Below are 15,640 nucleotides of genomic sequence, written 5' to 3' on the forward strand. Positions count from 1 at the left end.
AACCATGCAATTGAAAATTTACTTACCGAAGCCGGTCATGATGGTGATGGCATTAATTTTTTGCCTGTCATCCCTCCGGGGCACGGCTCAAAAACTAAAACTAAACAAGTTGGGTTATTTCGAAACGCCCGGCGTAAATGTCCTCGTATTCAGTAACCAGTATAACGGGATCTTTCAGGACGAAAAAACAGCAGGTGTTGAGCTGATACACCACGGCGTGCGTACAATTACAGGCGGCGCGGTACGGCTGCAAAATACACCCGAGCAATGGGATCTGGTGCCCACACTGGTTAACCGTAAGGTTGATAGCATCAACCATCAAATTGATGTTACCATGCGTTACGCCGATTATGATTTTGATTCCAGGATCACCGTTATGCCGAAAGGCAATGGCGTTGAATTGAACTTGTTCCTTGATAAACCGGTACCGGAAAAGTTAGCAGGCAGGGCAGGTTTCAACCTGGAAATTATACCATCTGCTTACTTTGAGAAAACATTTTTGATTGATGGAAAACCGGGCGAGTTTCCGCTGTACCCGGCAGGTTTAACAAAAATGCTTCCTTCAAGCCAAAAAATCCCGCAGTTTGCCGGCCACAGCACATTTGACGATCGTGGCCGCAACGAATTTATCGAGCCCGCGCCATTGGCTACCGGTAAAACACTGGTGATGGCGCCCGAAGATCCTGAGCGTACCATTAAGATTCAATCGTTTGATACCGACCTTAAGTTGTTTGATGGCCGAAGCCTTGCGCAAAACGGATGGTTTATCGTACGCAGTTTGTTGCCGGCAGGAAAAACGGGCAAAGTATTAACCTGGTATATTGAGCCAAATGCCGTACCTGGTTGGAAGCGAGCGCCCGTAATTGAGTTTTCGCAGGTAGGTTACCGCCCGGAGCAGCAAAAGACTGCGGTAATAGAACTGGATAAAAATGACACGCCATTACAAACCGCCACACTTTTTGAGGTAACTCCCGATGGGAAATACGTTGAGCGGCTTAAAGCAGCGGTACAGCACTGGGGGCAATTTACCCGTTATAATTATTTGAAATTTGATTTCAGCAGTGTGAAAAAGGCTGGGTTATATGTGATAGCCTACGGCGACCAAAAAACTAATGCCTTCCCCATCAATGCAAATGTTTATGAAAATATAGGGCATCCTACAATGGATGTTTGGTTCCCGGTTCAGATGGATCACATGATGGTTAATGAGGCCTACCGCGTATGGCATGGCGCGCCTTTCCTTGATGATGCCTTGCAGGCTCCTCCAAACCACCAGCATTTTGATACGTACCAGATGGGGCCAACTACTGATACCAAATATAAACCGCTTGAACGGATCCCCGGGCTTAATGTTGGCGGTTGGTTTGACGCCGGCGATTTTGATGTTGAAACGCCATCGCACTGCAGCGTTGTGCTGAATTTTGTTGAAGCCTGGGAGAATTTTAAAATCGATCGCGACGAAACATATGTAGATTACCCAACCCGATATGTAGATATACACCGCCCCGACGGAAAGCCTGATCTTTTACAGCAAATTGAACATGGTACGCTTAACCTGGTGGCGCAGGTCGTGAACATTGGCCACCCGGCGCGCGGAATCATAGTGCCTAATTTGCACCAGTATCATCACCTCGGCGACGCCGTTAACGAAACAGATAACCTGCCTTATAACGCCTCGCTGAAGCCCTACCAAACCGACGGTAAATCAAGTGGTACCATGGATGACAGATGGGCGTTCACTACAAGGAATATAGCACTGGACTACCAGGCTACCGCCGCCCTTGCCGCTGCCAGCAGGGCGTTAAAAGGGTACAATGATACGCTCTCTGCTAAAAGTTTGCAAAGTGCCTTGAAACTCTGGCACGAAGATGACAGCCTCAAAATGCACATGGACTCGGCTGCCCGGGCACGTAATAGGTTCCTTGCCGGTAACGAAATGCTTGCCGCGCTCCAATTGTATATCACAACCAAAGATCAGCAGTATGCAGACCATTTCAAAAAGCTGATTATGCCAATGCTTGATCGCTTTCCCGGCTTTGTTATGATAAGCGCGTTGCATGCTTACCATTACATGGATAAAGATTACCAGGATAAAATTGCAGTCTACATGCAAAAGTACAAGGCGTCATGCGATGAGTACGATAAACAGAACCCCTACGGTGTGCCGGTTACTCCGGGAGGCTGGGGTGGTAGCGGGCAGGTTATTAACTACGCCATTACCAACTATTACGCAAATAAGTATTTCCCTAATATAATCGGTCCGGAATATGTTTACAAAGGCTTGAATTATATCTTTGGATGTCATCCTTATTCCAACCTTTCGTTTGTATCGGCGGTAGGTGTACGTTCAAAAAAAGTAACCTACGGTAATAACCGGGCCGACTTCAGGTTTATTGCCGGTGGCGTAGTGCCCGGTATCCTGCTGCTTAAACCCGATTTTCCGGAGAATAAGGAAGACTGGCCGTTTTTCTGGGGGGAGAATGAAGTTACAATAGCCGGCTGTGCGCAGTACATAGTTTTGTCAGGAGCTGTTAATCAGTTAGGTCAGCATAATTAACAAGTTAAAGGAGCATTATTTCAATTAAACAATCACTTCCCCGATTTCGAATAGAAGGGATCGGGGGGGGGGATTTAGGTCAACCCGTTTATTACCAAGAAGCCCTGCCGGCAAAATGCCGGCAGGGCTTCTTGGTGTATGGCCATGTGAATGTAATTGGTATTTACTCTTTAAAAAGCAAAGGCGCAAGTTCGTAAAGACTACGGCGCCAGGTCAGGAACTCATGTGCGGTGTTTTCAGAAATGTAAGATACCGCGTCATATCCCGCACCTTTTAAAGCAACCACGGCATTTTTAACGCCATCGGGCCGTTCCTTGCTGCCGCAGCTTATGAATATTAGTTTAGGTTTGGCTTTGTCTTTAAGCTCATCCGGCGAATAAGTTCCGCCGCTAAGCAGGGCATAATACGCAAAAAGCTCGGGCTTGTTTAGTGTTATCATATGCGTTTCCATACCGCCCATTGATAATCCCCCCATCGCACGGTGAACCCTGTCTGCACGTGTGCGGAAGCTTGCATCAACATAGGGGATAAGCTCGTCAGTTAAAACTGTTTGAAAGTAGTCAATCTTAAAACTTTTAAATGCGCCAGGGCCGGGCTTCACGTCGTTGGTCATGCCGTAAGTCATTACAATAATGAATGGCTGTATTTTACCGGTTGCAATTAAGTTATCCATAATCAGGTTGGCATGGCCCTGGTTGCTCCATGCGGTTTCATCTTCGCCCCAGCCATGCTGCAGATATAGCACCGGATATTTTTTGATTTATCCTTTTCGTACCCTGGTGGCGTGTAAACAAAAGCCCTGCGCTGGGTATCGGTGCTTTTTGAAGGAAAAAGGATCTGCTGTACATTGCCATGCGGAACATCTTTAAGCGCATAAAAATCCTGGTCGTGTGCGGGGATCTCAATGCCGCTTTCCCAACGTGTGGATCCATAAAAATTTAATGTGCCCGGATCGTTAAATACCCCGCCATCGATGGTTAAATGGTAGTAGTGAAATCCTTCATCCATCGGTCCTTCTGTAGTGCCGGTCCAGAAGCCGTCAGCTCCTTTTGTGAGCTTAGTGCCCCCACGCCCGCCAAGACCAAGGCTAACTTTTATACTGTCGGACTGTGGAGCCTTAATACGAAAGCGCGCGTAGCCTTGCGAGTTTACCTGAGGGTACTCTTGTCCCGGCTGGTTAAAAGTTGATGGTTTGAAATCTTCGGCAATTGAAGCTGTTTGTGCCATGCAGAGACTGGAGGCACATGTAACGGCCAACAAGGCAAGTAAACATTTTGGTTTCATAATAGAATATTGAGGTTTATAAATTGTGGATATAGTAAAGTGCCAGGCTGTTTTGATCCGGTAAATACACGGAATATGATAAATGATTAAATTGTGATTAATTGTTATTGTTACACATATTAAGTAGTTGTTTTGTTTTGACTTTAACCGGAGCCAGTTTTCATTATTTATGAAAAGTTGATCCGGGATGAAATATTTAAAAATAATTTATAATGGCTCTCCTGTTGTTTTGGGCGGCTTTTTCTTATTATAAAAGTATTTTTATGTTAAAAAAAAGGCACGCAGTTTTTAGCATAATTTTACAACATTTGTCGATAGCAGGTCGGGCAATATCGTTGCCGCAAATTGGTCGATATGTACTTTTGTACAATAATTACCGGTTCAATTGAACAAGTGTGTTATTTCTTTGAACAAATGTTTGCCTGTTTCATCATCATAAAATGTAGATTTGGATAATGATGTTTGTTCGAAGACGTCAATCACACCAATTTTGAAACCATAGTTCATCAACAATTTTTTCCTGCGGATTACGCTCCGGAAAAAAGTAACCAGTTTGTTATGATGCATTCTGTACCCGATTTGTGTATGCGCAAAAAAATTAATTCAGTGCTGGCAGGCACGGTGCGCGTTATACTCACCTTAGTCGTTTTGGCCAACATCAGTGTCCTGGCAAATGCTCAAAAGCCTAACCTGAAATTTACCGCATTGACCACCAGGCAGGGGTTAATGGGTAACGCCGTAAACGCCATCGTAAAAGATAATAACGGGATGATGTGGGTAGGCACCTCCGAAAGCTTGAACAGATATGACGGAAGGAAGTTTAAAGTTTATACATTGGGTGCCAAAAGACAGGTAGAGCCAGGTTCCTACGAAATAAGCAGTATCAGTATAGACCGTGCCGGTACGCTATGGGTAGGCACTATCGGTTTTGGTTTATATTATTACGATAAGGTGGCGGATGATTTCAAAAGCTTTAGTTCGCCCTTAAAAGGACAGCGTTTAAGCCAGGGTGTTATTACCGCCGTTTGTGCAAACGATAAAAATGAGATTTGGGTGGGAACGGTAAACGGCCTTGATGTGATCAGTCCCGATCGTAAGCATATCAGCCATTTTGAAACCGGGACAGGCAAACCAGGGCTGATACCGGTTAAAAGCATGGGCTATATTTTTGAGGATAGTTACGGCAGGATGTGGGTTTGCACCAATTTAGGTTTGTATTTATATGATGATACACATAAAGATTTTAAAGCCTTCCGTCATCAAAAAAACGATTCCCGTAGTTTACCCTCGGATGTTGTAATGACAGTTTCACAGGATAAAGTGGGCAATTTGTGGGTAGGTACAGCAAATGGATTAAGCCGCCTGGATAAGGATGGTGAACACTTTGTTAATTACTGCTATAATGATAAAGATGAGCAATCATTATGTGGTGACATAGTTTACAGCATTGCCGCTGATGATAAAGACCACATCTGGGTTGGTACCGAAGGCGGTTTGAATGTTATGGATATCCACACCGGTAAATCCATCCGTTACCGTCATGATCCGCGAGATCCGTACAGTCTTAACAGTAAATCTATCCGCAGCATTTATATCGACCCTAAAGGCATTTATTGGGTGGGTACCTATATGGGCGGCATCAATAAATACGACAAAAACCTCACATTGTTTAATTATGTGCAACCAACCGAGTTAGACCCTTATGGTTTACGCGCGCCAATCGTATCATCTTTCGCGCAAAAAAATGACAATGAACTATACGTGGGAACGGACGGCGGCGGCCTTAGTATTTTCAACAACAAAACCAACCGTTTTACTCATATCGCAATCCAGCCTAAGGAAAAAATAAATTCGGCAGGCCTGCCTGTTTTGGCTATGTTGTTGGATCAAAAAAAACAACTTTGGATAGGAACATTCGGCCACGGGCTTTTTAAACTCAATACCGCAAACAATGGCTATACACAATTCACCAGCGGTACCGGAAAGCTAAATATCAGTCAAAATAACATTTTCTGCTTTAAGGAAGACCGCTTTGGTAATGTATGGATAGGTACTAACGGTGCAGGTATCGATATTTTTGACGCCAAGGTTGATAGCTTCCGGCGGTTTAAACCCGCTTTAGTGTCCGTAAAAGGCTATAAAATGCCATCAAATGGCTACATCAGGGCTTTTGAAGAGGATAACGACGGTAAGATGTGGATCGGGTCATATGGTACGGGTATCGCTATTTATAACCCGGCTACCAAAGTGTTCGACACACTTAATCCAATCAATACAGGTCTGCCTATAGCAGAGGTGTTGTCTTTAAAACGCGATACTAACGGCAATATGTGGATAGGTACCAATGGCGATGGCCTTTTCTTTTATGATCATCGGTTAAAAAAAATAACCCCGTTTAAATACAATAACCAGTTACCAAACGGTGTAATTTGTAAAATTTTGCAGGATAAAACCAATAATATATGGTTCAGTACAAACCAGGGTATCGGAAGAATTGATCCTGCTGATCAGAAACTTTATATTTATTGTAACGATAACGGACTTCAAAACAATGTTTTTTTAAACGGGTCGGGTATTATTGCCGCAGATGGCACGCTTTACTTTGGCGGGGTAGACGGGTTCAATTATTTTAAGGGGTCAGATGTAAGGCTTAATAAAAACCTGCCGCCGGTTGTGTTTACTACGCTAAGTATAGATAATAAACGTATTTCGCCCAACCGTGACAACCCTTTGCCTGTTAATATCAGTGAGACAAGAGAAATAACCATTAAGTATAAACAAGACATCTCCATAAACTTTGTGGCGCTTAATTATACACTTCCACAGCAAAATCGGTATTCGTACATTTTAGAGGGATTTAGCAATACCTGGAAAAATGCAGGAACATCCACAACGGCCAGTTATACCAACCTTGATCCGGGAGAATACACATTCAGGGTACGGGCATCCAATAATGATGGAAAATGGAATGATACCGGTACATCCTTGAAAATTATAGTGAAGCCGCCTTTTTGGAGGACTGTATATGCTTATGTGCTTTATGTTTTGCTGGCCTTTGGCGTGTTGTTGCTCATCCGCAGGCAGGGGGTTAAAAAGCTTAAAAAGAAATTGCACGATGAGCAGGAACGTAAAGCAGCTGAAGCCCGTCACGAGCTGGATGAGATGAAAATTAAGTTTTTAACCAACCTGAGCCATGAATTCCGGACACCGATATCTTTGATAATGGCGCCTGTTGATAAGCTTTTGGAGCAGCCTAACAGCGGGCCTGTTACCGAACAATTAGGCGTTATTAAAAGAAACTCGCGCAGGTTGCTTAACCTGGTTAACCAACTACTCGATTTTAGGAAACTTGAAGAGAATGAGCTTAAGTTGAATTTGGTTGAAGGGGAATTTATTTCTTTTGTTCGCGAAGTAGCGGATTCGTTTTATGACCTGGCCAATAGAAAAAAAATTGTTACAGTATTTAAAACTGCCGGTGAAAGGTTATTTGTAAAATTTGATCATGATAAGGTGGAGCGAATATTATTTAACCTGCTATCCAACGCATTTAAATTTACGATGCCTGGCGGGCAAATTACTGTTGAAGTTACCGCCCCTGTTATATCAGAAGACGGCAATTCATACCGCTTGGGTATTTCGGTTGCGGATACAGGTACCGGTATAGCAGCCGAGCAGGTTAGGCATGTTTTTGACAGGTTTTATCAGGCAGATGCCCAGCCTGCCATACTTAACCAGGGAAGCGGGATAGGCTTATCGATAACACGCGAGCTTGTGCAGTTGCATGGCGGCGAGATTGGTGTGAAAAGTGAATTAGGCAAAGGCTCAATTTTCTCCTTATCAATTTCGTTGCCTGTAATTAATCTTTCAGAGACAGCAATGCATGGGCAAAATACGCCCGAGGCTGCCCCAATCGTTATCGACGATGACAAGAACAGTAAACCGAAGACGGCGATTGCCACTGGTGTTAACCAGCTGCATGTCCTGGTTATTGAAGATAATGATGAAATGAGGCAATACTTGTCAGAAAGCCTGGCTGCAACTTACAAAGTTTCGGAGGCAGCTAATGGCCGTGAAGGGTGGCATAAAGCACTTGCCGTACATCCCGACCTCATAGTTAGTGATATCAGCATGCCTTATATGGATGGGATCCAGCTAAGTTGTAAACTTAGGGCTGATAAAAGGACCAGCCATATCCCAATTATATTATTAACGGCGATGACCAGCCAGAAGGAGCAACTCGCAGGGCTGGAGTTGGGCGTGAACGATTACCTGACCAAACCTTTCAACTTCGATATCCTGAATATCAAAATTAAAAACCTGCTTCATCTAAATAAGTCGCTTAAAGAAACCTATCAGAAGAAGATAAAAGTTATCCCGGCAGACATGGATATCGAATCCTCGTCAGAACGGTTCATTAAAGATGTGGTGATGTATATTGAGAAAAACATCAACAACCCTAAGTTTTCCGTCGAGGAGATCAGCCATCATTTTAGTATGAGCAGGGGATCATTTTATAGTAAGATCACCGAACTAACCGGTGAGCCGCCTGTGGAATTTATCCGCTCCATAAAACTGGACAAAGCAGCTATACTGCTCGAAAAAACCGATTTGACCATTGCAGAGATAGCATACTCCATCGGTTTTTCGACGCCGCATTATTTTACCAAATCATTCAAGGCAAAATATAATGTTCTGCCTTCCGAGTACCGGGTGAAAAAAGTAGATGTCAAAAGCGTTGCTTAAGCAAGCTTTCATTTTACCGGATAGAAAAATATCGATACTACCTGCCGGCATTCCCTGTTGCTTTAACAGGTACGGGATTGGTGGTGGCCGGTGCCTTGTAACCCAACAGATTGAGCATTTGTAATCCATATCGTGTGCCTAAAATTCGATAGCCATCAGCAGTGAAGTGCAGCTTATCTGATGCAGCCGGGCAGCCACTTGAATTAATCACATATGCGTTGGGGATAACTTCAGGAAGCTTATCAATTATGTGGTTCATAGCAGCGCACTTGCCGCCCTGATCTTCATTAACAAGTTGGCCAGCCAGCAAGGGAGCTTTTTTGGCCTTCAGGTGAAGATCTTTTAATAGCATATCATAAATGCCTTTCACTTTCAGTGTCCAAAGCGTATCATTCGGGTTAGATTCGCCCTGGTGCAGCAAGATGCCTTTAATCACGCCGGATTTTTGTGCCAGTTTAGCCATCTCGACCAAATGGCCATAGGGATTGCCTCCATATTCGTTAATCATGTTCACCATCCAGGAAGGTGCGGTGGCTGCATAGTCTTTATAACTGTCTTTTTGGAACAATTCAATTTTACAACCAGCTACCGATACGTTCACAATACCGACTGTTACATCATGAGGTAGAGTGGCTATTAGGGTGCGGCCAAAGTAGTCGGCAGGGGTGAGGCCGGTATTGCAGCGTGCCAATGGTGGTACGGCGGTATACCAGCTCCCTTTGGCGCGTTTAAGGTTAGGGCAGTCAACAGTTTCCAGTACTTGTAAACGCGGATCAACTACGGTATCCTGTGGTTGTATGCGTGCGTTACCTTCCATATTTGATTGGCCGAAGCACAAAAAAATATAAAACTTTTTGTTTTGGGCAGATGCATCACCAACAAATAATACGACGATTGCCAACAGGGCAAGAGAAAAGATCCTTAGATTCATTTGATGTTCTTTTAGGTTTCGCGGCAGTCAAAATTGGCGGCCGGCTTGCCGATAAAAATAGGTCAACCTATAGTCATACTATTACAACAATTGTTGAAGTTGTTATAACAGTTGTTTAGGGCATTTTGCAATAGTCTACAATGAACAGCAATAAGTTGGAAATGGGGGAGCGATTGTGCGTTTAGTAAACCAATGTGTTAACCTTTTCAACATGCGTGTCAGTTAAAGTTTACAACCCTTAATACATTTGATTGTTCGAGATGTACTAATCGTGAACTCCATAACCTTAACAAAGTTTACTGGTATGATCAACAATTATTTGTAGCATTTGCCTTAATGCGCAAATACTTTATCGGTGTACTTACAAGATATAATACCTCACCCTTATTACTTTTCTTTTTTTAAAATTGGTTGTAAGGACAGCGCGAGGCTGTCCTTATTTGTTTCCTGTAAGCTGGTATGCTGTAAATATTTATTATTTCTATCGCTATAAATCAATAAAATTTATTGTTTTAACAATATCTAAATATCGTATTTCGGGCACGCTCCGCAATCGATTGTTGTTGGCGGTATTTTTGTCTGCAAATTAACAAACCGGTGCCGGTTTCTGTTAACGAAAAGCATTTGTCTTTAACTCATTTTGGTTTTTATTTTGTATTTAAGTATTTGATAACCAATAATTTGTTATTTTTATTAATCCCAAAAACCGACGTTGGGAAGTGCTATATATCATGCCGGAAAAATGTTTTAACATTGAAAGGAAACCCTGTTATAGGGAACTTGCTTAAACAAATGTTGTAAGATTAAGATAAATACTGCGCTACCTGCCCAACCGCGAAAGATAATTTTACCCCTGTTATTACAACCTGCTTTTTGCCGGCTGTAACAATTAGTACTGTTGGCATTACAACGTACAGATTACCAATTATAAACATGTTGACCAATAATGGGCATTCGTGGCATTTGTTGTTTGCTGCCCGGTTCGACGTGGGATACCGTTTGAAATTGAAAACTAATAACACCGACATACCAATTATCAATCAATCAATTAACTAACAAGAAAAATTATGGAAAGACAAAAAAGAGATTTTCAGGTCCTGGATAAGTACGGAACAGCTAACAGATAGGTTTCGTCGTTCATTTAAATCTGGTAGTTACCATAAGGTGACACCAGGATAATTTTAGGCATATGAGCTTAAACGATGCAGGTAAATGTTGTGCTGAGCGCAAATCAGGCCAACGTTTTCCCAATCGAATCGAAAATTTAAAACCTTAATAACATGAAGTATTCTTTACAAAAAATTTATAATAACAAGTGGCATTACGCAACGCTCATCTTAACCGGATGTGCGCTCGCAATGCCATCGGTGTCAATTGCGCATAACCGTGGTTCGGCAGGTTCATTGAACGGCATTACCATTAATGAAAATGGCGCTTTGAAAATGAAGCCTGCATTCAACGTTTCGGGCAAAGTTACTGATGATGATAACCAACCCCTGCCCGGCGTAGCGGTTTCCATAAAAGGCACAACTCAAGGCGTAACAACTGACGCCGGCGGTAATTTTAAAATAGCAGTGCCCGGCAATTCAGCGGTGCTCGTGTTCAAGTTAATCGGTTTTGCCCAGCAAGAGATCACGGTTACCAATGGTACTGAGCTAAAAGTGCAAATGAAAAAAGATACCAAGAACCTGGAGGAAGTTGTTGTGGTTGGATACGGATCGCAAAAACGTGCCAAAGTTACCGGGGCGGTTTCATCAGTTAGCGGGAAAACCCTGGCCTCTGTACCTGTTGGTGGTATCGAAGCGCTACAAGGCCGTATCTCTGGTCTTACTGTTACCAACAATGGCGGTCCGGGAACCGGGGCTATTATATCGTTGCGCGGCATCAGTTCTGTAAATTTCGGATCTGATCCTTTATATATTGTTGATGGTTACCCGGGCAGCCTCACGGGCGTTGATATTAAAGACATTCAAAGTATCGACGTGTTGAAGGATGCCAGCGCCGCTGCGATCTATGGTTCGCGCGGTACCAACGGTGTTATCATCATCACCACTAAAAAAGGTAACAATAATAGCCGTACGGAGGTTACTATCGACTCATATTACGGTATACAAAACGTTATCAAGAAATATGACCTGCTTAACACCCAGCAATACCTGCAATACGAGCGCGCCCTTAACGGGTCTGCTGGAATAGCTTTACCGCCGCGCCTGCAGCCAGATAACTTTAATAAGCCGATTTACGCAGGTAGTTCTCAAACCTTTGCCCAAACCAATACAAACTGGCAGGATGCTTATTTTAGAAGCAACGCGCCAATACAGCAGCATAATGTGGCGTTGAGCGGCGGCAATGCGGTATCCCGATTTTACACCTCGGCCAATTACTTCGATCAGCAGGGTATTGCCCAGGGACTAAGTGCCTACCACAAGGCTTTCCGTGCTAATTCCGATCATACCATCAGTAAGTTCCTTTCATTTGGCGAAACATTCAACGTTATTGAAAACCATCAGCGCTATGGCGTTGACGCGGGTAACCGTACCGCTATTACCAATGTGGTGAGGATGCAGCCGTATCTGCCTATTTACAATCCCAACAACGCAGGAGGGTTTATGGGGCCGCAAAATAGCTTCGACGGATCGGATCCTACCAATCCAATTGAAGCTGCCAAACTTATCGATAATACCAACCACGGCTTCACTATCCATGGTAACGCTTATGCAACGCTTAAGTTTACCCCATGGCTTAACTTTAAATCAATTTATGGTATTGACTACAATACCAACCAAAACAATACTTACACGCCTATTTACGATGACGGTGGTACTTCAAAATCCACAACAGCAGTTATTAACTACGGTAGGAGTACCAGCACAACTCAACTGTATTCACAACAGCTTACCTTCGATAAAACATTCGGCAACAAGCACCATGTTAACGCCGTTTTAGTTTACGAGGCCCAGAGCTCGCGCGGCGATAACCAGGTATCTTCTGGTAATCAAAATACCAACACGGTAAGAACACTAAATGGCGCGACTAATCTTTACACTAATTACACTTATGGTACAAATCTCCTCGTATCGGAGGTAGCCCGTGTAGGGTACGACTTTGAAGGCAAATATTTGATATCTGGTTCTATCCGACGGGATGGTTTATCTGTATTTGCACCGGGACACAAGCACGAAAGCTTTCCTGCGGCGTCATTAGGCTGGAAGGTAGACCAGGAAAATTTCATGAAGGGAATCAAATCAATATCTTCATTAAAGCTTAGGGCGGGTTATGGTGTAACGGGTATTAATGGTACCGTACTGGGCAACTATCCTTATCTGCAGCCTATATCATCTAATATTGCTACCTATCCGTTCAACGGTTCATTGGCCGATCTTGGAAATGCATCATTTTACAGTGGTTTAAGTAACCTCGATCTGTCATGGGAGACAACCAAGCAAACAAATATCGGTTTGGATCTGGGTTTATTCCAGGAAGCGTTTACCCTATCTGCCGAGGTTTATAACAGGCAAACCGATAACCTCTTATTGACAGTACCTACACCGCCCAGCTATGGCTTTGGCGGGGCTGGTACATTAGCAAACGTAGGTTCGATGCGGAACCGCGGCTTTGAAGTTACTTTAGGCTATCATAAAACAAGCGGTGAGTTTAAATACGATATTAACGGAACCTTTGCCTTGAACAGAAACAAGGTTTTAACGCTTAATACTGCAAATGCCTCAATTACCGCCGGTGGCGATGCGGATTATGGTGGCGGTAACCCTCTAACCAATACGGTGGTCGGGCAACCGGTACAGTCATTTTACGGCCTTATTGTTGACGGAATTTTTCAAAACGCGGCCGAGGTTTCTAATTCGCCCACGCAAACAGGGGCGGCTCCGGGTGATATCAAATTCAGGGACGTAAACCATGATGGTGTTATCAATGATGCCGATCGTACCTTTATAGGTAGCTATCTGCCCAAATTTACCTATTCATTAAACTACAGCGCATCATATAAAAATTTCGACGTGGTGGTATTTTTCCAGGGTGTTTACGGCAATAAAATATTTAATGCCGAAAGGATTATCCTGGAAGGTATGCCAAGGCTTTTCAACGCGGGCACGAATGTTTTAAACGCGTGGACGCCTACAAATACCGGTACAAATATTCCGCGTGCCTTTTCCGGCGACCCGAACGGAAACAAAAGGCCTTCAACAAGATGGATTGAAAGTGGCTCATACCTCCGCGTTAAAAACATGCAGCTTGGCTATAATTTCCCCACGTCATGGTTAAGGGCAAAAACAGATAACGCGCTTAACAGGCTCAGGATTTATGTGGCTTCAACAAACCTTTTGACATTTACAAAATACAAAGGTCTCGATCCCGAAATAGGCTCACGTAACGGCACCCTCACCAACGGTATTGATTATGGCCAGTATCCGCAGCCAAGAGTAGTTCAGTTGGGTTTGCAGGCAACCTTTTAATGATTAATTTAAAAAGATACAGCGATGAAAAATAAAAAAATATTCGTGTGGTCGGCCCTTACAGCTATCATAGTAACGGCTACGGTTAATTCCTGTAAAAAGGGATCCCTCAACACCAGCGACCCTAATAACGTAACAACCAATCAGTACTATAAAACCAGCGACCAGCTAACCAAAGGCGTGAATGCTATATATGTTGCTATTCATTCGCTGGGGCTGGTATCAAGGGAATGGTTCTTTATTCACGATCTCAGAAGCGATGAGGTTGCAAGCGGCGGCGGACAGCTTGAAGCGCCCAGGGGCCAGATGCTTAATGGCAATGCAGACCCTGCCAACTCAGTATTGAACTCGGTGTGGAATGCCTGGTACACAGCAATATTCAGAGCGAATGTAGTTATTCAAAACGGACCAGCTGTAACCGATAATGGACCGTTGCGCGACAGACTGGTTGGCGAAGCTAAATTTTTGCGTGCATGGGCTTACTTTGACCTGGTTTCGCAATGGGGAGGAGTGCCGCTTCTTACGACACCCGTTAAAACTGCCAGCGATTTTCAACCCCGCGCGTCTGAATCTGAAGTTTATTCACTAATCATAAAGGACCTTCAGGATGCGGCCGCCGTTCTACCTGAAAAATCAGGTACTGACAAGGGACGGGCGACTGCCTCTGCAGCAAATGCCATGCTGGGCCGCGTACTGATGCAAAACGGCGACTATGCAGGTGCAAAGGCTGCGCTCTTAAAAATTCCTACAACCGGAGTAAACGGCTATACGCTTACCAGCAGATATCTTGATAACTTTGAAGAAGAGACCGAATTCAATAGCGAATCCATCTTCGAGATCGTTTTTGTTGACAAAGGTGACGGCGGGTTTAACTGGGGCGGCGATAGCCCTACTGAAGCACAATCTACTGTGCGCAACCAGGAGTATAACCCAATTGCCTGGAGAAACCTTATTCCTTCAAATAAATTAATTAATGAGTTTGAAAATACGGCTACAGGTGCTGCCAAATCTGATCCCCGTTTTCACTACACCTGTTACCAATCGGGCGACACTTATAATAAAGGTGCGTCGGTACTAACTGACGGCGACCAGAACGGCAACTCGTCAGTGATGAACGGCGTAACCAAAAAGATCAGTTTCCGTAAGTTTATGATCATTTACAAGGAAGGTTTGCCGGCAGCAGGTTTCCACCCGGGAGGCAATAATCAACGCATTATTCGTTATGCCGAGGTTTTATTGATGCTGGCCGAATGTGAAAATGAGCTGGGTAATACTGCCGCCGCAGTTAATTATCTTAATATGATACGGGCCCGTGCAGATGTTGCGATGCCGCCTTATCCAACTGCACAATATCCGGTTGGCTCAAAAGCTGATGTTGTAAAAGCAATTATGCACGAAAAAATGGTAGAAATGGGTTGCGAAGAAATAAGAAATATCGACATTCTTCGCTGGAGGAAAAAGCAATACTTTACAACCGATCCCTTCCCTTATTTCAAGAAAGGCCGGGATGAATTATTGCCAATTCCTCAGGCCGAGCTGGATAATAACCCTAAGGTAAACGGACATCAAAACCCTGGCTATTAATACTTAACTTGCTTATATAGCAGTTAAAAAGTATAAAGTTCGGACTTGTTAAAAGAGATAGGTTGCGCA

At 43.8% G+C, this 15,640-nt stretch carries 7 protein-coding genes; 4 read left to right on the plus strand and 3 right to left on the minus strand.

The features are described 5' to 3' along the window. Window positions 1-4 precede the first annotated feature (4 nt). Window positions 5-2,557 carry a glycoside hydrolase family 9 protein gene (locus tag J3L18_RS07320; RefSeq protein ID WP_208102487.1) on the plus strand — a complete coding sequence of 851 codons (2,553 nt, stop codon included), beginning with the start codon at window positions 5-7 and terminating at the stop codon, window positions 2,555-2,557. Window positions 2,558-2,720: 163 nt separating this feature from the next. Here the strand turns inward: J3L18_RS07320 and J3L18_RS07325 are convergent, their stop codons facing one another. Then, window positions 2,721-3,302: an alpha/beta hydrolase gene (locus J3L18_RS07325; protein WP_208102486.1), complete on the minus strand. Its 582-nt coding sequence runs from the start codon at window positions 3,300-3,302 to the stop codon at window positions 2,721-2,723. Then, complete coding sequence (locus J3L18_RS07330; protein ID WP_223266244.1) at window positions 3,233-3,784, minus strand: hypothetical protein; 552 nt, start codon at window positions 3,782-3,784, stop codon at window positions 3,233-3,235. Before J3L18_RS07330 ends, J3L18_RS07325 begins: the two co-directional genes overlap by 70 nt. Window positions 3,785-4,426: 642 nt before the next feature. Between J3L18_RS07330 and J3L18_RS07335 the strand changes: the two genes are divergently transcribed. After that, window positions 4,427-8,584, plus strand: a complete 4,158-nt coding sequence (locus J3L18_RS07335) for a hybrid sensor histidine kinase/response regulator transcription factor (RefSeq protein ID WP_208102484.1) — start codon at window positions 4,427-4,429, stop codon at window positions 8,582-8,584. A 37-nt stretch (window positions 8,585-8,621) separates the two neighbouring features. On the opposite strand, the gene J3L18_RS07340 is transcribed toward J3L18_RS07335, so the two are convergent. Further along, the gene (locus tag J3L18_RS07340; RefSeq protein ID WP_129570855.1) at window positions 8,622-9,515 is read right to left on the minus strand and encodes a sialate O-acetylesterase; all 894 of its coding nucleotides are present in this window, start codon (window positions 9,513-9,515) and stop codon (window positions 8,622-8,624) included. A gap of 1,280 nt (window positions 9,516-10,795) precedes the next feature. On the opposite strand from J3L18_RS07340, the gene J3L18_RS07345 reads away from it, so the two are divergent. Both J3L18_RS07345 and J3L18_RS07350 read left to right on the plus strand, forming a co-directional pair. Further along, complete coding sequence (locus J3L18_RS07345) at window positions 10,796-13,987, plus strand: SusC/RagA family TonB-linked outer membrane protein (protein WP_223266245.1); 3,192 nt, start codon at window positions 10,796-10,798, stop codon at window positions 13,985-13,987. Between the two features lie 24 nt (window positions 13,988-14,011). After that, window positions 14,012-15,571, plus strand: coding sequence for a RagB/SusD family nutrient uptake outer membrane protein (locus J3L18_RS07350; protein ID WP_129570856.1), 1,560 nt, complete (start codon window positions 14,012-14,014; stop codon window positions 15,569-15,571). Window positions 15,572-15,640 lie beyond the last annotated feature (69 nt).

Source organism: Mucilaginibacter gossypii, assembly GCF_017569325.2.
GTDB classification, from domain to species: Bacteria; Bacteroidota; Bacteroidia; order Sphingobacteriales; family Sphingobacteriaceae; genus Mucilaginibacter; species Mucilaginibacter gossypii.